Raw genomic sequence first — 19013 nt, forward strand, 5'->3', positions numbered from 1 at the left:
CTTTCACAACCGGTGTGCAATCCGGCGGATCACCGGTACAGTCCCCGCATGACCGCACGGCTCGTCGACATCGCAGCGCAGGCGGGGGTGAGCGAAGCCACCGTCAGCCGCGTGCTCAACGGCAAGCCCGGTGTGGCTGCGGCCACCCGCGAATCCGTCCTCGCCGCCCTGGACATGCTCGGCTTCGAACGTCCCACGCGGCTGCGCCAGCGCAGCAGCGCAGGACTGATCGGCTTGATCACGCCCGAGCTGGACAACCCGATCTTCCCCGCGCTCGCCCAGGTCATCGCCCAGGCCCTGACCCGCCAGGGCTACACACCGGTCCTCGCCACCCAGACGCCCGGCGGCTCCACCGAGGACGAACTCACGGACATGCTCGTGGACCGCGGCGTCTCCGGGATCATCTTCGTCTCCGGCCTGCACGCCGACACCACCGCCGACATGGAGCGGTACGAAGTGCTGCGCGGCAAGGGCGTGCCCTTCGTCCTCGTCAACGGCTTCTCCCCCAAGGTGCAGGCCCCCTTCGTCTCCACGGACGACCGCGCCGCGGCCCGGCTCGCCGTCACGCACCTCGCCTCGCTGGGCCACACCCGCATCGGGCTCGCGGTGGGACCCAAGCGTTTCGTGCCCGTTCTGCGCAAGATCGAGGGCTTCCAGCTCGGCATGCGCGAAGCCCTCGGCCTGTCACCCGCGGACTCCGAGGAGCTGATCGAGCACTCCCTCTACACGCTGGAGGGCGGCCAGGCCGCGGCGGGCACGCTCATCGGCCGGGGCTGCACCGCGCTCGTGTGCGCCAGCGACATGATGGCCCTCGGCGCCGTCCGGGCCGCCCGGGAACGGGACTTGCGGGTGCCGCAGGACATCTCGGTGGTCGGTTACGACGACTCCCCGCTCATCGCGTTCACCGACCCCCCGCTGACCACGATCCGCCAGCCGGTCCAGGCGATGGGCCAGGCCTCGGTCCGCACCCTCCTGGAGGAGATCGGCGGAACGCCCGCCCCGCACAGCGAGTTCCTCTTCATGCCGGAGCTCGTGGTCCGCGGCTCGACGGCCTCCGGCCGCGCCGACCGGAACGCGGACCAGTCCTGACGAGTGCGCCGAGGAGCGTCCGTGCCCACTGAGACCGAGATCGACGTGCTGGTGCTCGGCGGCGCGGGCGTGGACTCGATCGTGTACGTCCCCGAGCTGCCCCTCCCCTACGCCGACAGTTACATGGTGCCCGCGATCGAGACGCGCGCCGGGCAGACCGGCGACTTCGTCGCGATGGGGGTGAGGGCGCTGGGGCTGCGCACCCATCACATCGACCTCATCGGCGCGGACCACGAGGGCGACCTGATCCGCGCGCTGCACCGCGAGCGCGGCATCCCCTTCACCGAGGCTCTCCAGAGCAACGGCACCAAGCGCGCGGTGAACCTCGTCGGCCCCGACGGACGGCGCCTCTCGCTGTACGACAACAGCCGTGCGCAGGGCACCGACCGGCTGCCCCGGGCGACGGTCGAGGCCCTGGCCGCCGTGAGCCGGCACGCCCACGTCTCCCTCACCCATCCCTGCGCCTTCGCCCTGCCCACGCTGCGCGCGGCAGGGGTGAGCATCTCGACCGACCTGCACGACTGGGACGGAGCCGAGCCGTACCACGAGGCCTTCGCGCACGAGGCCGACCTCGTCTTCCTGTCGACGGCCGCCCTGGCCGACCCGGAGAAGACCATGCGTCAGATCGCCGCGCGGGGCCGGGCCCGGACGGTCGTCGCGACGGCCGGGGCCGAGGGCGCCCATCTCCTCGTCGACGGCGAACTGTCCCACGTGCCGGCCGCCACACCCCCCGCGCCGGTGGTGGACTCCAACGGCGCCGGTGACGCCTTCGCCGCGGCCTACCTCTTCGGCCTGCTGGCCGGCGAGCCACCCCTGCACTGCGCCCGCTACGGCACGATCGCCGGCGCGTACGCCTGTACCGTCCCGGCCACGCGCACCGACGTCATCGGCAGGGAGCGACTCCTCTCCCTGGCCGCCGGACCACCGCGGGCCTGAGCGACGATGGCCGGGTCCACCACGGAGCGACACGGAGGAAGAGACATGGCATCGCGGACCGACGTCCACACCGGTCGTGTGCTGTACGGGTGCATGGGACTCGGCGGCACCTGGGACACCACGCCGTACGCCCCCGAGGACATCGACGCGGCCGAGGCCGCCGTGGAAGCAGCACTTGAGGCCGGCATCACGGTTTTCGACCAGGCCGACATCTACCGGCACGGCAAGTCGGAGGCGGTCTTCGGCGAGGTGCTCGCCAGGGCGTCCGGACTGCGCGAACGCATCGTCCTGCAGACCAAGTGCGGCATCCGCCTGGCCGAGGGCGACCGGCCCGGTCTGTACGACCTGCGCGGGCCGACCATCGTCCAGCGCGTCGAGGAGAGCCTCACCCGGCTGCGCACCGACGTGATCGACGTACTGCTCCTGCACCGGCCCGATCCGCTGACAGGCCCGGAGGAGATCGCGAAGGCGCTGGCCTCGCTGCACGGGCAGGGTCTGGTGCGCCGGTTCGGTGTGTCGAACATGAGCGCCGCGCAGATCGCGCACCTGCGGGCGCACCTGGACGTACCGCTGGTCGCCAACCAGCTGGAGATGAGCCTGGAGAGCCGCGACTGGGTCGAGGCCGGGGTGCTCGTGAACACACCGGCCGCCGCCGACAGCGGCTTCCCGCACGGGACCCTGGAGTACTGCGCCGCCAACGGCATCCAGCTGCAGGCCTGGGGAGCCCTCGCCCGGGGCCGCTTCACCGGCGGCGGCGAGACCCCGACCGCACGGCTCGTCGCCGATCTCGCCGCACGCAAGCGGACGACCCCGGAGACGATCCTGCTGTGGTGGCTCCAGCGGCATCCGGCGCGGATCGCCCCCGTCATCGGCACCAGCCGCCCGGACCGCATCCTCGCCTGCCGGGACGCCGTCCACCGCGAACCCGAACTCACCCACGAGGAGTGGTACGACCTGTGGATCACCGCCCGGGGCGGCCCGCTGCCGTGACCGAACCCGCCGTCGAAGTCCAGCCCCTCGTACGCGAGAAGGCCCACGGCCTGGGAGCCATCGGCGAGCGGTGGCTGACCGAACTGCCCGGTCTCCTCGGTGATCTGGAGCGGCGGTGGTCCATCGAGGTCGGGCCGCCGCTGCCCGGCGGAACCACCTCGTACGTGGCGCGGGCCAGGACCCGCGAGGGGCGGGACGCGGTGCTCAAGGTCTCCCTGCCCGCACCGGACTTCGCGGGCCAGGTGCGCACCCTGCGCCTAGCGGAGGGCCGGGGGTACGCGCGCCTCCTCGCCCATGACCTCGGCCGTCACGCGATGCTCCAGGAGGCGCTCGGCCCGTCGATGGACCGCATCGGCCTCGCCCCTCGGCAGCAGATCGAGACGCTGTGCGTCATGCTCCGCAGCGCCTGGCGGGTGCCCCGCGCCGCGGAGCTCACCGTCGATCCGGCCGAGGAGAAGGCCCGCACGCTCGGCGAGCTGGTCGCACGGCTGTGGGAGAGCCTCGGCCGCCCCTGCTCGGAGCGGGTGGTGACCCGGGCACTGACGTACGCCGGACGCCGCGCCGCCGCCTTCGATCCCGGCCGTTGCGTCGTCGTGCACGGCGACCCGCACCCCGGCAACGCGCTGCAAGTCCTCGCACCCAGGGCCGGGGCCGATGCGGGCTTCGTGTTCGTGGACCCCGACGGGTTCCTCGCCGATCCCGCGTACGACCTGGGGGTCGTGCTCCGCGACTGGTGCGCGGAGTTGAAGGGCAGGGACCGGGCCGCGGCCGACGCTCTGCTGCGGTCCTACTGTGCGCTCCTGGCGGACCGGACCGGGGTGGACGGGCAGGCGGTCTGGGAGTGGGGCTTCCTCGAGCGGGTGTCGACCGGCCTCTTCGTGCTCGGTTTCGGGGCGGAGGAGCTCGGCCGGCCGTTCCTCGACACCGCGGAGCTGCTGGCCTGACCCTGCCGGGTCCGGTGGCTAGGCGCAGTAGGTGTCGCGCCCCGGCCGCTCCCCCGTCGCCAGGTAGTGGGAGACGGTCCGGTCGCCGCACTCGTTGCCGTTGTCGAGATAGGCGTCGTGGCCGGTCGAGTTCACCGTGACCATGGTGGCGCGCTTGCCCAGGGCCGTACGGAGTTTGAGGGCGCCGCTGAGCGGGGTCGCCGGGTCGCGCTCGTTCTGGACGAGCAGGATGGTGGACGGACCGCTGTCGGTGATCCGCACCGGGGCCTCCTTCGGCTTGTAGGGCCAGGCGGCGCACGGCATCGCGTTGCGCGGCATTCCCGCCGTCAGGGGGTACTTGGCACGGCTCTCGGCGACCCCCTTCTCGTACGCGGCTGGCGACCTGGGCCACTCGATGTCGTTGCAGAGGACCGCGGAGCCCACCGCGACGGCGTTCTGCATCATCGCCTCCGGCGGTCCCTGCGGCGCGGGCGGGACCGTGCCCTTCCGTGCGGCCAGGATCAGCTCGGCCAGCTTGGGGAAGCCGTCGGGGTCGTAGAGCGTGTTGAGCAGGGTCTGGCGCAGGACGTTGCCGTTGAGTTCCCCGGGGTTGGCGCCGGGCCATGGGATCGGCTCGCGGTCGAGCTCGGCGGCCAGTTCCAGGAAGAGCGGGCGCACTTCGGCCGCCGTTTCGGCGAGGCGGTGCGGATTGCCCGGTGCCGAGGCCCACTTGGCGAACTCCGGGAAGGTGTCCTCGACTCCTTGCTCGTGCGCGGCGACCCAGGCGCGGGAGACCCGTGTGGGGTCGGGGTCGTCGTTGCTGTCCAGGACGACGCGGTCGGTGCGGCGCGGGAAGAGCTGGCTGTAGACCGCCCCGACGTAGGTGCCGTAGGAGACACCCCACGCGGAGAGCTTCCGCTCGCCGAGGGCCGCCCGGATGCGGTCGATGTCGCGGGCCTCGTTGGCGGTGGTGATGTGGCGGATGAGATCACCGCCGTTGCGTGCGCAGGCATCCGACATCCGCTGCGCGGTGGTCATGTTCTCGCTGATGGAGCCGTCGGCGGCAGGCCAGGGGCGCAACCTCGACATGGCGAGGTCGGCGTGTTCGAGACCGCAGCTCACCGGGGTGGAGCGGCCGAGGCCGCGTGGGTCGAAGCCGATCAGGTCGTACGTGTCGCGGACCGCTTTCGGCAGCTTCTGGCCCTTGCCCGACGGGGTGTCGAGGCCGAGTCCGCCGGGCCCGCCGGGGATCAGGAACAGGGCGCCTCGGCGTGCCTCGGGGTTCTCGCTGGGGATGCGGGAGACGGCGATGCCGATCTGCTTGCCGGTGGGGTCGGCGTAGTCCATCGGGACGTCGACGGTGGCGCACTCCTGGCGGGGGTCGAGGCCCCTGCCCTCGCACGGCTGCCAGTCCAGGGGCCCGACGGTGGAGAGAGCGTTGGGGGCGGCGGGAGTCGAGGCCGTCGCGGCCAGCGGTGCGGTGAGGCTGAGGATGGCCGCCGAGGCGGCGAGCAGGGCGGCGTTTCGCTTGTTCTTCGTCATGGGGAAGATCCTCGCCGCCCCCGCATGGCCGCCACATCCTCCCAACTGGCTTAGCGGGGTGGGGGTTTGCCCTTGCCTTCCCCCTAGGGGAGAGAGGGTCGGATGTGTCGGGCGCCACACAATTGAATGCGTGATACTTAGGTTAGGCTAAGCTAAGTTATCGGGTGATCGCCTCTCCTGGAGGCGCCTCAGTCAAGGAGATTGACGCAGCATGACCTCTCTCACCTGCCGCATTCGCCGTACCGCCGCAGTTGCCGTGGCCTTCGCCGCGGGCAGTGCGCTGGCCCTGACCGGTACCGCGTCCGCGCAGCCCGGCCAGACCTCCGGCAAAGCGTCCGGCTCGACCGTCGAGTCCGCGCCGCTCGTGAAGGGTCTCTACCAGTCCGCGTACTCCGAGCGGAACAACGTGCTGTGGGCCACCTCCGCGGTGGGCCGGCCGCCCGTCACCAACTCCAGCCTCCTGAAGGTCGACCCGCGCACGCTCAAGGTGAAGGACAGCTACACGCCTCCGGTGACCAACGCCGAGACCGGCGCCGTCGAGGCGGTCTACGGGATCGCCGTCGACGACGAGCACAACACCGTCTGGACCACGAACACCCGCGACAACTCCGTCGCCGTCTACGACCAGCGCACCGGCAAGCACCTCGCCTCACTGCCCGGCGTGAACCACGCCCGTGAGGTCGTCGTGGACACCAGGCACAACACGGCGTGGGCGAGCAGCTTCGGCGACGGCACCGTCGTCGCCTTCGACACCCGCACCTTCAAGGAGAAGAAGCGCGTCACGGTCGAGGGGTCGACCCCGGCCGGCCTGGCCGTGAACGAGCGGACCGGCGCCGCGTACGCCGCCGACCTGGGCGGCGACCGGATCATCGAGATCACCCCGAAGGGCGAGAGCCCCCGCCTCATCCCGACCGGCGACGGCCCGATCTCCCTCGCGCTCTCCAAGGACGGCCGCACCGCCTACACCGCCGACCAGGCCGCCGGCGGCCTCTCCGTCGTCGACCTCAAAAAGGGCACCGTGAAGAAGTCCGTGCCGACCGGCGCGGGCGCCCTGTCCGTCGCCACCGACCGGCGTTCGGGCAAGGTCCTGGTCGCCAACCGGACCCCCGGCACCGTCACGGTCGTCGACCCCGCCAAGGGCGCCGTCGTCGAGACCCTGGCCACCGGCGCGAGCCCCAACCACATCCAGGTGACGGGCGGTACGGCGTTCGTGGTCGACAAGTCCGGCACCGGCCCCGAGGGCCAGGACCAGGCGCACCGCATCCGGATCGGCCGCTGAGCCTCCGCGGACCCGCACACGGTTCCTCACCTCTTCGTCCCGCCCGCCACGATCGCGTGGCGGGCGGGACGTCCGCACGTACGACGGGTCACGACCCGAGCCGCTGACCGCGTTCACCGCGTTCACGGTCGGGCAGTGCGCCGGGCACATCCACCGGTCCGCCCGGCCGGAGCGGCCGCTCGCGCACGAGACGGCTCTGCGCCGCCACCGTCACGATCACACCCGCGCCGAGCAGCGGCCAGGCCAGGGGTCCCGCGGCGATGACGGCGGTGACCAGGAGCGGTCCCCCGCTGCGCTGGGCCGAAGACGACAGTCCGTGCACACCGAGGTAGGCGCCCTGGGCGTCATCAGGGGCGAGCGCGATGGAGAGCTCCCAGGACGCGATGGCGTGCAGTATCTCCGCGAAGGTGAAGGCGATCGCCGCGATCACGAGCGCGATGACGGCCGGCCAAGTGCCGCCCGCCACCGAGACGGTCATCGCGGCGCAGCCGACGACGAAGCAGGCGGCGAGGGGTACGAGGAGATGGCGGGCCCGTTCCGGCGTACCTCCGAAGCGGGACAACGGGACCTGGCAGCAGACGACGAGCACGCAGTTGAGGACCATGAGCAGCGGCGCGAGGCCGTGCGGGGCGTCCGTGGCGTGGACGATCCACAGCGGGATGCCGACCTGGAGCACCGCGTCGTCGAGGAACAGCGCCGCCTCGGTGGCGGTGAAGAGGAGGTAGCGGCGGTCGCGCCACGGGTTGGAAGGAGCTGCGGGGAGCGCGGACGCCGCGGAGTCCGTGACCACCCGGGAGGGCGACGGCGGTTCCGCGCAGCGCAGGGTGAGGAACGCGGCGAAGAGGAAGCTGAGCACGTTCCCGACGAGCAGGGCCTGGTAGGCGTGAGTGGTGCCGACGGCGAGCGCGAGCGCCCCCGCCAGGCCGCCGATGGCCCAGCCCGCGTTGGCCACCGTGCGCTGAACGGCCTGGTACTTGGTGCGGTCCTGGCCCGCGATACGGGCGGCGTACAGCTTGGTGAGGACGTTGGCGCCGCGGTCGGCGAGGCTGTTCACGGCCGAGTACAGCAGGAGCAGGGAGAAGTTCTCCGTCGTCAGCAACGCCAACAGGGCCGCGGCCTGCACGAGTTGGGAGCCGATGATGACGCGGGTGACGGCGAATCGGTCGGCGAGGTGTCCCGCGAGCGGCGCCCCCGCGATGCCCACGGCCCCCGAAGCTCCCATGAGCACGCCGACCTCGGCGACGGAGAGCCCGGTGACCAGGGTGAAGTAGAGGGCGGCCGCCCCCATCCACAGCCCGGTCCCCACCTTGTTGATCAGGGCGATCCAGAGCATGCGGCGCCCGTCGAGGCCCCCCGGTATGCGTGCGTACAGTGCGGCCCGCCGACGGCTGAGGCTCACCACTCCCCCTTGGTTTCCCACTTGATCCGACCTTGACCCGACTTTTGTATTGATACATAATCAGTTACGTGGCAGCACAATATGCGATCAAGGGCACGACCGCCAAGGGCATTACCTCGTCGGTCGAACAGGCCGTGGCCGAGGGCTGGTTGGGTCCGGGGGATGCCCTGCCGCCGGTGCGCAGGCTCGCCGATGAGCTCGGGGTCAGCGCCGGGACGGTGGCGACGGCCTACAGGGAGCTCCGGCAGCGCGGGATCGTGGTCACGCGCGGGCGTGGCGGAACGGTGGTCGCCCAGGCTCCCGCGGTCGGGGCGCGCAGGCCGCCGAAGGTGCCGCACGGGGTGCGCGATCTGGCGGGCGGACATCCGGACCCGGCACTGATGCCGGCGCTGCTGCCGCCCGAGCGAGTGGCCCCCGTCAGCGGTTCGCACCGCGGTTCGCCGCGCCGCGCGGGGCTCGAGGGACTGGCCCGGGAGTGGTTCGCGCGGGACGGGATTCCGGACAACCGGGTGACCTTCGCGCACGGCGCCCTTGACTGCATGGCGCGGCTGCTCTCCGTGGAGCTGAAGCCGGGCGACGCGGTGGCCGTCGAGGACCCGGGGTTCCACCATCTCCTGGACCTGGTACCGGCGTTGGGCCTGCGTATGGTGCCGGTCGCGGTGGACGACGAGGGGATCAGGCCGGAGGCGCTGCGCGGCGCCCTGCGGGCGGGCGTCAGGGCGGTCGTGTGCAGCCCGCGCGGTCAGAACCCGGTGGGCGGCTGCTTCTCGGCGGCCCGCCGCGACGCCCTGCTCGAAGCACTCGGCGGCCACCCGGAAGTGCTGGTCATCGAGGACGATCACAACGCGGAGGTCGCGGGGGCGCCCTCGCACTCGCTGGCGTCCGGCGGGCTCGAACGGTGGGCGCAGGTGCGGACCGTGTCCAAGCACCTGAGCGTCGACCTGCGCTGGGCGGCATTGGCGTGCGACGCGACCACGCTGGCCCGGCACGAGGGGCGGATGCTGCTCACCTCGGGGTGGGTCAGTCATCTGCTGCAGGAAACGGTCGAGCGCACGATGGCCGATCCCGATGCGAGGGCGCTCGTGGGGCGGGCCGAGCGGGTCTACGCCGAGCGGCGCGAGGCGCTGACCGGCGAGCTCACTCGGCGCGGGATCGCCGCACACGGGGCGAGCGGGCTGAACGTGTCCGTGCCGGTGCGGGACGAGTCCGCGGTGGTCAACGGACTGCGCTCGCGGGGGTGGTGGGTGGCCGCGGGCTCACGCTTCCGCATCGCCACGCCCACGGCCGTACGGGTCACGTCGGCCACCCTCGAAGTGTCGGAAGCCGCACGCTTCGCGGATGACTTCGCCGCGGTGCTCGGCGAGTCCGAGGCCACGTACGGGGGTTGAGGGCGCTCAGGGGCGCGAGGGCGGGACAATGGGCGCAGCTGCCACCGTTCCGCTCCCCCGAGCCCCACCGCCGAGGTGCCCGATGATCAGCTGGCGTCGACTCGACGAAACGGACTTCCCCCTGCTGCGGCAGTGGCTGCGGCAGCCGCACGTCGCGCGCTGGTGGCACCACGAGACCTCGCCCGAGGCGGTCGCCCGCGACTTCGGCCCGGCGGCCCGCGGCGAGGAGCCGTCGGAGGACCTGCTCATACTGCTCGACGGTGAACCGTTCGGCCTCGTCCAGCGCTACCGCTTCGCCGACTACGCGGAGGATCTGAGCGAGTTGGCCCACCAGGCGGAGATCCCTCAGGAAGCCATGTCCGTCGACTACCTCATCGGGGACCCGAAGCGGATCGGCCAGGGGCTCGGCACCCGCATGATCCAGGAGGTCGTCCGGGCCACCTGGGCCGATCACCCCGACGCCACCGCGGTGCTCGTCCCCGTGCACGTGGGCAATCGCGCGTCCTGGCGCATCCTGGAGAAGGCGGGCCTGCTGCGGGTCGCCGATGTGTCGCTGGAACCCGACAACCCCATCGACGACCGCGCCCACTACCTCTACCGGATCGACCGCCCGGCGATCTGACTCCGGCCCGTCAGAAGGGCTTGGTCGGCAGGTACTTGCCGTCCAGGGTGATGACGGCGCGCTCACCGCCGTCCGGGTCGGCGACCTTCTTCACGTCCAGCTTGAAGTTGATCGCGCTGATGATGCCGTCGCCGAACTCCTCGTGGACCAGGGCCTTGAGCGTGGTGCCGTAGACCTGGAGCATCTCGTAGAAGCGGTAGATCGTCGGGTCGGTGGGGATACCGCCGGGGATGGAGCCGCGCGTCGGGATGGTCTGGAGCAGCGTCGCCGCGTCGGTGTCCAGGCCCAGGAGCTCCGCGACGGCCTCGGCGGCGGGCTCCGGCAGGGCGTGCTGGCCGAGCACGGCGGCGGTGACGAAGGCGACCGAGTAGCCGGTGACATCGGCTATCTGCTGCCAGGACAGGTCCTTGCGCACCTTGGCCTCGACGGCGGTGACGGCCAGGGTCCGGCGGGCGGCGGGGTCGAACTGGGCGTGCTGCATGAGAAGAATTCCTTACGTGGTGGGGTGGTGGGGTGGCGACGCCGTGACGTGGTGCTCAGGCGGCGCGAGCGGCCGTGTCGAGTTCCTCGACCGTGCCGGTGGGGATGTCGTAGACCCAGCCGTGCAGCGTGAGCGTTCCCCGGAGCAGGGCACGGGCCACGGAGGGGTGGGTGGCGAGGTTCGCCAGCTGGGCGCGCACGTTCTCCCGTACGAGGGCACCCGTCTCTTCCAGCCCGGTCGCCTCCCCGGTGGCGCGGGCCCGGGAGGCGTCCGCGTGGCGCAGCCAGTCGGCGACGGCCGGCAGCCCGCTCAGGTCGTGCTGTTCGGCTAGGGCGGTCATCGCACCGCAGGCGGAGTGCCCGCAGACGACGACGTCCGACACTCCCAGGACGGCGACGGCGTACTCGATGCTCGCCGCGACCCCGTCCGCACCGGGCGTGTAGGCGGGCACGAGGTTGCCGGCGGTCCGGATGACGAACAGCTCACCCGGTTCGCTCTGCGTGAGCAGTTCCGGCACCACGCGGGCGTCGGAGCAGCTGATGAAGAGCGTCGTCGGCCGGTGGTGTCCCGCGAGGCGGGTGAAGAGGTCCGCCTTCGCCGGAAAGACGTCGCGCCGGAAGCGCGCGACACCCTCGGTGAGGTCCTGCATGGTCACTCCCTTCAACGGTGTAGGGGCGTCGGGCCCGGCGGGCCTGACGAGATCCACCATGCATGACCTGGACCTATAGCGTCCAAGACGCATTTGCCATGTCTGCCATCGATGCCATCTATAGTTGGGGCATGGCTCTGGAACTGCGTCACCTGCGCTATCTGCTCGCCGTCTCCGAACACGGCAATTTCACCCGCGCCGCCGAAGACCTGCGCATCTCGCAGCCGACCCTCTCCCAGCAGATCAAGCAGCTGGAGAGGTCACTGGGCGTCCAGCTCCTGGACCGCACCGGCCGCACCGTGCGCCTGACCGACGCCGGTGAGGCCTACGTCCCGCACGCGCGCCGCGCCCTGCGCGACCTCGCCGCCGCCGAACGTGCCGTTCTCGACGTACAGGACCTGAGCCGCGGTCATCTGCGCCTGGCGATGACACCGACGTTCACCGCCTATCTGATCGGCCCGCTCGTCGCGCGGTTCCACGAGCGTCATCCCGCGATCAGCCTCGACGTGCGCGAGATGAACCAGGACGGCATCGAAGCCGCGCTGCTCGCCGATGAACTCGACCTCGGCATCGCCTTCAGCGCGGACCACCTCCCCGGGATCGCCGCCACGGCGCTGTTCACCGAGACCCTGGGCCTGGTCGTCGGCTCCCGCCACCCGCACAGCGGGCGCGCGGACGCGCTACCGGTGCGGGAGATGGCGGACGGTGTCGAACTCGCCCTGCTCAGCGGCGACTTCGCCACGCGCGGCCACATCGACGGCTACCTCGCCACGCACCGCGTACAGCCTCGCATCACCGTGGAGGCCAACTCGATCAATGCCCTGACCGAGATCGTCCGGCGCACCGAGCTGGCCACGGTCCTGCCCGACGCCCTCACCCGCGACCACCCCCACCTGCGCCCCGTCCCGCTCGCTCCCGCCCTGCCCGCGCGCACGGTGGTGCTCCTGCGCCGCGACAGCGCCTACACCAGTGCCGCGGCGCAGGCGCTGACCCGGCTCATCCGGCAGTGGGAAGCGTGATCCGGTCGAGGCGCTCACGCTGCCCGGCGCTCAGCCGGAGCTCTGCCGCGGCGACGTTCTCCGCCAGGTGGTCGAGCGAGGCGGTGCCGGGAATCGGCAGCACGACCGGCGAACGGTCGAGCAGCCAGGCCAGCGCGACCTGCGCCGCCGTGGCGTCGAGTTCGGCGGCGACAGCCGCGACCTCGGCCGTGGCGGCCGATGCCGCCGGGTGGACCGGCCGCCAGGGCAGGAAGGCGATCCCCGCCCCGTCGCAGGCGTCGAGCACGGCCTCGTGCTCGCGGTCGAGCAGGCTGTAGCGGTTCTGCACGCTCGCCACGTCGACGATCCGCCGTGCCTCGTCGAGCTCGTCGACGGTGACCTCCGACAGACCGATATGGCCGATCCTGCCGTCGAGCTGGAACTCCCGCAGTGTGCCGAGCTGTTCGGCCAGCGGCACCTTCGGATCGAGGCGGTGCATCTGGAGGAGCCCGATCCGCTCGACGCGCAGCCGACGCAGTGCCTGCTCGACCTGCTCACGCAGGAACTCCGGCCGTCCGTTGACCGACGCCTCTTCGCCGGGGCTTGGCCGTTCGATGGCGACCTTGGTCGCGATCAGCAGGTCGTCGGGATACGGATACAGCGCCTCGACCAGCAGTTCCTCGTTGGCGCCCCACCCGTACATGTACGCCGTGTCGATCAGTGTGATGCCCAGCTCGACGGCCCGCCGGGCCACCGCGATGGAGGCCTCCCTGGGCGCCCCTGCCTCGGTCGCGAGGCGCATCGCGCCGAACCCGATCCGACGCACGCCGATCTCACCTCCGATACGGAAGGTGCTCTTTGTCATGTGTGGCGTCCGCCCCTCACTTGTCGCCGTCGAAGTCTGTCCGGGCCTGCTCCACCTTGTCCAGGTTCTCCGTGGACCACTCGGCGAGCGTGGCGAACAACGGCCCCAGGCTGCGCCCGAGTTCACTGATCTCGTACTCCACGCGCGGCGGGACCTCGGGGTAGTAGGTGCGTATCACCAGGCCGTCCCGTTCCAGCTGCCGCAGCCGCTGCGTCAGGACCTTGGGCGTGATGCCCGCGATGGCGCGCTGCAGTTCCACGAAGCGCAGGCGGCCGTACTCGTTCAGTGTCCAGAGGATCGGCGTGGCCCAGCGGCTGAACACGATGTCGACGACCGGCCCGACCGGGCAGACCTGCGGCCCGACCGGCGTCGCCGGCCTGGTCCGGGCCGAGTTGGCGCTCATGCGTCCCCCTTCAGGGAAGTGGCGGCACACCTGTCACCCAACGACGACGAACCGAAAGCAAGTTCGGTTCCGTGCCCGAGCCGCGAACTCTCGCATGGCCCTGCGGGAGTCGAGCCCTGCAGAACACGAAACGCGCACCCCTGTGCATTGACGGCTCACCAAGCCCGTTTCAGGGTGTCGCCCGCGTAGAGACCCGCAGACCTCAAGAAGGGCTCCCTCCATGCGAAGACGCGTCCTTGTCCGCGGACTGGCCATCACCGGCGCGGGGTTGACCCTGCCCTTCCACTTGTCCGGCGCCGCCACGGCCGGGCAGGACGCCGCCCATCTGCTCTCCGTCGCCGCGCGAGGCGGACTTCCCCGGGCGGGGCGAGTCCGGGACACAGCTCACCGACGGCACGACGTGGCGCTGGTGCAGGCCGCTGCCGGACGAGGCCGCGCCCACGCCGTCCGGCGTCCAGGTGACATCCGGCGGTGAGGTGTGGGTCTACGGCGACATCATCGCCCGCTGGGACGGCGCCTGGACGGTGGTGCCCCGCACGCTCGGCATCCGTGCCTCGGTGACCGGGCTGCTCCCGGTCGCGCATGACGACATCTGGCTGACCGGGTTCGCGTACGGCGTGGGCGGGCCGCCCGGCAAACCGCCCGGCGTCACGCCGCAGCACTGGGACGGCACCCAGTGGAGCATCGTCCAGGCGCCGGTCACGGTCGGCCTGCTGAGCGGCATCGCCGGGGATGCCGCGGGGCGGCCCGACCGTATCTCCGGCTGGGACCTCTGGGACCAGAAGCGCGCCCACTACCTGCGCTGGAACGGCACGGCCTGGGTCAGCGAACGGGGACCGGAGACGACGCCCACGTATCTGCCCGAGGCCATCGCCCCGATCCCCGGCACGGACAGCGGTTACTGGTCGGTGGGCACGACCTCCTTCTCGCCGTACCCGCCCGCCCAGCTCCGCGTGGAACGCTTCGGCTGACCCTGGAGCCCGCCGCCCCTGACCGGGTTCTCAGGCGCGCGGTGTGATGCTGAAGTCGAACGCGGAGGTTCCGGGGTCCACCGCCGTGACCCCGCCGTCGACGGTCAGCACCGCACCGTTGACGAAGGAGGCGGCGGGCGAAAGCAGCCAGGAGATCGCCTCGGCGACCTCCTCGGGCTCTCCCGGCCGGCCCGCCGGGACGAGCCGCGTCGCTTCCTCGTACGCCGCGTCGGCCCCGCCGTCCCCCAGACCGGCCTCCTCGGCGAACCGGGTCATCCGCCGGTCGGCCATCTCGGTCCGCACCCAGCTGGGGCACACGGTGTTGGCGCGCAGCCCGGCCTTTCCGTAGTCGACGGCGAGGGAGCGGCACAGCTGGAGGAGCGCCGCCTTGGACGTGGCGTACGCGGCGTTGGCCACGCCGTTGCGCAGTGCGGCGACCGAGGCGACCGCCACCACCGAGCCACGTGCTTCGAGCAGGTGGGGAAGCGCGGCCCGCATGAGGAGGAAGGGTCCAGTGAGGTTGGTGCTCAGCACGGCGTCCCAGTCCTCGTCGGACAGGTCGCCGACCGCTCCGCTGCGCCCCACTCCGGCGTTGAGCACGAGCCCGTCGATGCGGCCGTACGCCTCCGTGGCCGCCGCGACGAGACCGGCGACCGCCGCGGGATCACCCGCGTCGGCGGGGTGGGCCAGCGCCCCGGTCTCCTCGGCGACGCGGCGCAGCGGCTCGGGCCGCCGCCCGGAGACGACGACGCGGTGCCCTGCCGCGCGCAGTTGCCGGGCCGTGGCGGCACCGATGCCTGTCCCGCCGCCCGTGACGATGACAACTCGACTCTCCGTCATGCCTGTTCAGCCTCCGAACGCGGTCGTGAGCACATGGCCGTGATCATACGTAGGCCGCGTCGGCCGCTCACGACCGCGTTCGGATGTCTGCCCGAAGGCCTTTACCTGCCCGAGGGCCCTTGCGGGCCGCCGGTTCCTACTCGTCGATCGCCGCGCCGAACGCCGCGCCCTTGCCCGGCGTGCCCAGCGAGTCCCCGCCGTACGTCCAGGACCCCGCCGCGGTGATGCCGCCCGCCCCCGCGGACAGGACCCACACCACTCCGTCACCGGCGTTCTCGCCGGGCGCGGCGGCCAGCAGTCCGAAACGCCCGTCGCTGTTCGGGTCCGTCAGGCGCACCTGGGCACCCCACTTGTCGCCCTTCTCGGCCACGCCGGGGATGTCCGCGGAGTTCTGGTCGAAGGACTTGGCGCCGGCCGACGTCAGGCCGACCTCCGCGCCGCGCAGCACCCAGACCGCGCCGGCGTCCGCGACCGTGCCGATGTCCTCGCCCGGGGCGCCGATCGCGACGTCGGCGTAGCCGTCGCCGTTCGTGTCGGCCACGGACAGGTCGCCGCCCCAGCCGTCACCGCTCTCGGCGGTTCCGGGCACACCCGCGCTGTCCTGGGTCCACCACTTGGCCTCGTCCTTGAGGCCGTTCTCGTCGCCGTAGCGGACGCCCACCAGGCCGCCGGTCATCGTTTCGCCCCCGTCGTCCGGGGAGTTGGGCTCGCCGGTCACCAGGTCGTCGAAGCCGTCGTGGTTGATGTCGCCGGAAGCGGCCACGGGTCCGCCGCGCAGATCGTGCTCGTACTTGAGTCCGTCGGTGTTGCCGGAGAAGTACGCGGACCAGCCGTGCCCCGGCTCGTCGCCCACGGTCACGCCGGACACGACGAGGTCGGCGTAGCCGTTGTCGTCGTAGTCGCCGGTGGTGAGCGACTTCGGCGTGATGTCGCGCTCCTCGGCCGCCGCGGAAAGGCGCTCGGTCGCCCGGCGCTTCAGCGGGGCCTGCCCGGGTTGCGGTGCGGCGTCGTACGCGAAGAGCTCCAGGTCGTCCCGGTCCAGTACGGCGAGCACGTCGCCCGGCGTCTCACCGGTGAGGTGTGCCGCGGCCAGACTCAGGCCGAACTGTTCGCCCTTGGTGGGCTCCTGGGTCTCCAGCCAGTCGCTGGCTTCACCGCTGAGGCCCTGCTTCGAGCCCCAAAGGATCGCGACACCACCGGCGTCCGCCGTGTCGCCGATGTCCTCGCCGGGGATGCCGACGATCGCGTCGTCGAAGCCGTCGCCGTCCAGGTCGCCGGTGGCGACGGCCTTCCCGAAGCCGTCGCCCGCCTCCGCGGCGCCCGCGACACCGGCCGTCGACTGGCTGAAGCGGGCGACATTGGTGGTGTTCATGCCACTGGAGGAGCCGTACTGGGCCGTGACGAGCCCGGCGCCCTTCTGGCCGCTGACCGTCGCCCCCGGGGCCCCGACCAGGACGTCCTCGTATCCGTCGCCGTTGAAGTCGCTGTTGCGGTCGTCGGCGTGCGTACCCCCGGGGGTGCCCGCGACGGCGGAGGGGGCGGCGACGATGCCCGCCCCGGTGAGCAGGAGGAATGAGGCCGCGGCGAGGGCGGCCGAACGGTTCTTGCGCACGAGCGGCTCCTGTGGAGAAGAGTGGCCGGGCAGGCGCGAGGGTGTCCGGAAAGGGCCCGTTCCTTGTCCGGCGCCCTGTTCGACACCGGTTGGGGCACAAGGGTTGTACGCGGCCTTCGATTCCCCGGGATCAGGACTTCTTGGTGACCACGAAACGGTCGATGACCAAGTGGTCGATCTCGGTGGCGAGGAAGCACTCCAGGGCGTCCCTCGGTGAGCAGACGATGGGCTCGCCGGCCACGTTGAAGGAGGTGTTGAGCAGGCACGGCACATCCGTCCGTGCCGTGAAGGCGCGCAACAGCTCCGCGAGCGCGGGGTTCTGCCGCTCGTCGACCGTCTGGACCCGTGCCGTGCCGTCCACGTGGCAGGCGCCGGGGATCCGCTCCCGGTACTCCTTGCGCACCGGGAAGACGAACGTCATGTACGGGGACGAGGTCTTCTTGCCCATCTCGAAGACCCGGGGAGCCTCGGATTCGAGGACGACCGGCGCGAACGGACGGAAGGGCTCCCGGTGTTTGACCCGGATATTGATGATGTCCTTGATGTCGGGGAAGGCCGGGTTGGCGAGAATGCTGCGGTTGCCCAGGGCGCGTGGTCCGAACTCGGCACGGCCCTGGAACCAGCCGACGACGTTCTTCTCGGCCAGCAGCCCCGCCGTCCTCTCGGCGGCCGACGAGACGTCGGGCTCCTCCTGCCACACCACACGGTCCGCGTACTCCCCCAGGACGTCGAGGATCTGCTGCTGGTCGTACGAAGGCCCCAGGTAGGGCGTGGTGACCGCCTCCTTGGGCCGGTTCCTGAGACCGGCGGTGTACACAGCCGCGCCGATGGCGACACCCGGGTCGCTCGCCCCGAAGCTGACCTCCATGCCGGTGAACGACGACCGCTCCAGCATCTTCGTGTTGGCCACGCAGTTGAGCGCGAGGCCGCCCTCGAAGAGCAGGGTGTCCATGCCGGACGCGGCGGTCAGACTCCGCATCTGATGGGCGGTGACGGCCTCGACCATGTGCTGGGCGAGACCGGCGACCCTGACCCGGAAGTCGAACTCCTCGCGCTTCTCGCTGTCACCGTCGAAGAGGCTGTCGAAGAGCGCGTAGTAGGCCCCGGTGTCGCTGGGGATGGACAGGGTGTACGAGCCGTTCTCGTGCAGGCGCACCACGTGTTCCAGCAGGGGGTTGTGCTGGGGCGGCGGGCCGTAGGCGGCCAGGCCCATGACCTTGTACTCGTCGTTGTTGGGCACGAAGCCCAGATAGCGGGTGATCCGTCCGTAGGCCACGCCGAGCGAGCTGGCCATGCCGACGGCGCTCTCGTCGAAGAGGCGGACCACGCCGTCGCGCAGCTCGCCCATGACGGAGGAGAGGGTCTCGGCCCGGCCGTCGCTCACCAGGAAGGCCGCGTCGCCCCCGCCCGCCAGATAGGCACCGCACATGAGGTGGGCCAGGTGATGGGGCACCAGGACGAGCTTGTTGGGGTCCAGTGCGTGGCCGGTGCGCTGGACGAAGTCTCCGTACACCGCCTCGCGGCTGAGCATGCCGGTGTAGAGCTCACCCGTGCGCCGCAGGGAGTCGAACTTCGCCGCGACCGACATGTCGGAGCCAGTTATCTGCGACATCATCTCCTCCGCCACGGTCGGCGAAAAACGCCAGGGGAAGGCGAATACGTCGACGTCGTCGAGTTCCACACCGGCGGAGTCCAGGCACCATTTGATCGCGTTCGCCGGGAAGTCGGACGTCTTCTTGACCCGGCTCAGCTGTTCTTCCTCGACGGCGGCGACGACTTCGCCGTCGATGGTCAGGGCTGCCGCGGCGTCGTGCCCCACAAGGAGATTACGACCGACGCCGGTCGCCCCGTAGAGACGTCCGAAAAGTTCCGCGCCCCTGGTGAATCCGTTGTAACCGAGCACAATCACGGGCCTTCAGCCTCCCCAGCATGACAATAACGGTGCACGGCAGGCTACTTGGCCCGCATGCATGTGGGATAGGAGTGCCGCACGACCTTGCCACTCCAATTCTTGCGGTCATAATCTGATGCCGGACACCCGTGACGA

19 protein-coding genes are annotated in these 19013 nt (G+C 71.4%); 10 read left to right on the forward strand and 9 right to left on the reverse strand.

The features are described 5' to 3' along the window. The first annotated feature begins 48 nt into the window (after nucleotides 1-48). From OG302_RS04750 to OG302_RS04765, 4 genes are read left to right on the forward strand one after another with little or no spacing between them, the layout of a single operon-like run. Nucleotides 49-1089 (forward strand): LacI family DNA-binding transcriptional regulator, encoded by a 1041-nt coding sequence (locus tag OG302_RS04750; protein ID WP_371525541.1) that lies wholly within the window; start codon nucleotides 49-51, stop codon nucleotides 1087-1089. Between the two features lie 21 nt (nucleotides 1090-1110). Further along, nucleotides 1111-2025 (forward strand): adenosine kinase, encoded by a 915-nt coding sequence (locus OG302_RS04755; RefSeq protein ID WP_371525542.1) that lies wholly within the window; start codon nucleotides 1111-1113, stop codon nucleotides 2023-2025. 45 nt (nucleotides 2026-2070) lie between these two features. Further along, the gene (locus OG302_RS04760) at nucleotides 2071-3015 is read left to right on the forward strand and encodes an aldo/keto reductase (RefSeq protein WP_361830887.1); all 945 of its coding nucleotides are present in this window, start codon (nucleotides 2071-2073) and stop codon (nucleotides 3013-3015) included. Next, complete coding sequence (locus OG302_RS04765) at nucleotides 3012-3959, forward strand: aminoglycoside phosphotransferase family protein (protein WP_371525543.1); 948 nt, start codon at nucleotides 3012-3014, stop codon at nucleotides 3957-3959. The genes OG302_RS04760 and OG302_RS04765 overlap by 4 nt, the downstream gene beginning before the upstream one ends. An 18-nt stretch (nucleotides 3960-3977) precedes the next feature. On the opposite strand, the gene OG302_RS04770 is transcribed toward OG302_RS04765, so the two are convergent. Continuing rightward, nucleotides 3978-5480, reverse strand: coding sequence for an alpha/beta hydrolase (locus OG302_RS04770; RefSeq protein WP_371525544.1), 1503 nt, complete (start codon nucleotides 5478-5480; stop codon nucleotides 3978-3980). A 211-nt stretch (nucleotides 5481-5691) separates the two neighbouring features. Here OG302_RS04770 and OG302_RS04775 point away from each other — a divergent pair, with 211 nt between their 5' ends. Then, nucleotides 5692-6759 (forward strand): YncE family protein, encoded by a 1068-nt coding sequence (locus OG302_RS04775; RefSeq protein ID WP_371525545.1) that lies wholly within the window; start codon nucleotides 5692-5694, stop codon nucleotides 6757-6759. 88 nt (nucleotides 6760-6847) lie between these two features. Here the strand turns inward: OG302_RS04775 and OG302_RS04780 are convergent, their stop codons facing one another. Next, on the reverse strand, nucleotides 6848-8158 hold the full coding sequence (locus OG302_RS04780; protein ID WP_371525546.1) for an MFS transporter: 1311 nt from the start codon (nucleotides 8156-8158) through the stop codon (nucleotides 6848-6850). A 68-nt stretch (nucleotides 8159-8226) separates the two neighbouring features. Here OG302_RS04780 and OG302_RS04785 point away from each other — a divergent pair, with 68 nt between their 5' ends. Both OG302_RS04785 and OG302_RS04790 read left to right on the forward strand, forming a co-directional pair. Then, nucleotides 8227-9546: an aminotransferase class I/II-fold pyridoxal phosphate-dependent enzyme gene (locus tag OG302_RS04785; protein WP_371525547.1), complete on the forward strand. Its 1320-nt coding sequence runs from the start codon at nucleotides 8227-8229 to the stop codon at nucleotides 9544-9546. A gap of 82 nt (nucleotides 9547-9628) precedes the next feature. After that, on the forward strand, nucleotides 9629-10168 hold the full coding sequence (locus OG302_RS04790) for a GNAT family N-acetyltransferase (protein WP_371525548.1): 540 nt from the start codon (nucleotides 9629-9631) through the stop codon (nucleotides 10166-10168). Between the two features lie 10 nt (nucleotides 10169-10178). On the opposite strand, the gene cynS is transcribed toward OG302_RS04790, so the two are convergent. Together cynS and OG302_RS04800 are read right to left on the reverse strand one after the other, a co-directional pair. Next, on the reverse strand, nucleotides 10179-10649 hold the full coding sequence (gene cynS / locus OG302_RS04795) for a cyanase (RefSeq protein WP_371525549.1): 471 nt from the start codon (nucleotides 10647-10649) through the stop codon (nucleotides 10179-10181). A gap of 55 nt (nucleotides 10650-10704) precedes the next feature. Then, nucleotides 10705-11298, reverse strand: a complete 594-nt coding sequence (locus OG302_RS04800) for a carbonic anhydrase (protein WP_371525550.1) — start codon at nucleotides 11296-11298, stop codon at nucleotides 10705-10707. A gap of 131 nt (nucleotides 11299-11429) precedes the next feature. Here OG302_RS04800 and cynR point away from each other — a divergent pair, with 131 nt between their 5' ends. Continuing rightward, nucleotides 11430-12317: a transcriptional regulator CynR gene (gene cynR / locus OG302_RS04805; protein ID WP_371525551.1), complete on the forward strand. Its 888-nt coding sequence runs from the start codon at nucleotides 11430-11432 to the stop codon at nucleotides 12315-12317. Here cynR and OG302_RS04810 read toward each other — a convergent pair. Then, nucleotides 12295-13140: an aldo/keto reductase gene (locus tag OG302_RS04810; RefSeq protein ID WP_371525552.1), complete on the reverse strand. Its 846-nt coding sequence runs from the start codon at nucleotides 13138-13140 to the stop codon at nucleotides 12295-12297. The genes cynR and OG302_RS04810 overlap by 23 nt on opposite strands. 16 nt (nucleotides 13141-13156) lie before the next feature. Then, a complete protein-coding gene (locus tag OG302_RS04815; protein WP_371525553.1) occupies nucleotides 13157-13543 on the reverse strand; it encodes a winged helix-turn-helix transcriptional regulator in 387 nt (128 codons plus the stop codon). A 220-nt stretch (nucleotides 13544-13763) separates the two neighbouring features. Here OG302_RS04815 and OG302_RS04820 point away from each other — a divergent pair, with 220 nt between their 5' ends. Both OG302_RS04820 and OG302_RS04825 read left to right on the forward strand, forming a co-directional pair. Further along, on the forward strand, nucleotides 13764-14018 hold the full coding sequence (locus OG302_RS04820; protein WP_371525554.1) for a hypothetical protein: 255 nt from the start codon (nucleotides 13764-13766) through the stop codon (nucleotides 14016-14018). Further along, nucleotides 14002-14514, forward strand: coding sequence for a hypothetical protein (locus tag OG302_RS04825; protein ID WP_371525555.1), 513 nt, complete (start codon nucleotides 14002-14004; stop codon nucleotides 14512-14514). The genes OG302_RS04820 and OG302_RS04825 overlap by 17 nt, the downstream gene beginning before the upstream one ends. A gap of 30 nt (nucleotides 14515-14544) precedes the next feature. Here the strand turns inward: OG302_RS04825 and OG302_RS04830 are convergent, their stop codons facing one another. From OG302_RS04830 to OG302_RS04840, 3 genes are all read right to left on the reverse strand, one after another. Further along, a complete protein-coding gene (locus OG302_RS04830; protein WP_361830921.1) occupies nucleotides 14545-15354 on the reverse strand; it encodes an SDR family oxidoreductase in 810 nt (269 codons plus the stop codon). A 136-nt stretch (nucleotides 15355-15490) separates the two neighbouring features. Next, entirely contained in the window at nucleotides 15491-16966 is a 1476-nt protein-coding gene (locus OG302_RS04835; protein WP_371525556.1) for an esterase, read from the reverse strand. 130 nt (nucleotides 16967-17096) lie between these two features. Beyond that, nucleotides 17097-18875 carry a carbamoyltransferase gene (locus tag OG302_RS04840; protein ID WP_371525557.1) on the reverse strand — a complete coding sequence of 593 codons (1779 nt, stop codon included), beginning with the start codon at nucleotides 18873-18875 and terminating at the stop codon, nucleotides 17097-17099. Between the last annotated feature and the right edge of the window lie 138 nt (nucleotides 18876-19013).

The organism is Streptomyces sp. NBC_01283 (genome assembly GCF_041435335.1).
In the GTDB taxonomy this organism is placed as follows: Bacteria; Actinomycetota; Actinomycetes; order Streptomycetales; family Streptomycetaceae; genus Streptomyces.